Genomic DNA, 501 nt, shown 5'->3' on the forward strand with positions numbered 1-501 from the left:
ATTGTTCTGGCCTATTCCGGAGGCCTGGATACGTCAGTGGCCATTGGCTGGATTGCCGAGGCAACCGGCGCTGAAGTCATCGCCGTGGCCGTGGACGTAGGACAGGGCGGCGAGTCCCTGGAAACCATCCGCCAGCGCGCGCTGTCCTGCGGCGCCGTCGAGGCCTATGTCGCTGATGCCCGGGACGAATTCGCCTCCGAGTACTGCATGCCGGCCCTGAAGGCCAACGCCCTCTACATGGATTCCTACCCGCTGGTCTCGGCCCTTTCCCGTCCGGTGATCGTCAAGCACCTGGTTGCAGCTGCCCGCCAGTTCGGCGCCACCACCGTGTCCCACGGCTGCACCGGCAAGGGCAACGACCAGGTCCGCTTCGAGGTCGGCATCCAGACCCTGGGCCCGGACCTGAAGTGCATCGCACCCGTCCGCGACCTGGCCCTGACCCGTGACAAGGCCATTGCCTTCGCCGAGCAGAAGAACCTTCCGATCGTCACGACCAAGAAG

The 501-nt window shown here is 65.5% G+C and carries 1 protein-coding gene; it reads left to right on the forward strand.

Annotated features, from left to right (window positions below):
- Nucleotides 1-501, forward strand: a 501-nt coding sequence (locus PV363_RS17920) for an argininosuccinate synthase domain-containing protein (protein ID WP_301023111.1), incomplete at both ends; no start/stop codon positions are given.

Source organism: Mumia sp., assembly GCF_028803055.1.
In the GTDB taxonomy this organism is placed as follows: domain Bacteria; phylum Actinomycetota; class Actinomycetes; order Propionibacteriales; family Nocardioidaceae; genus Mumia.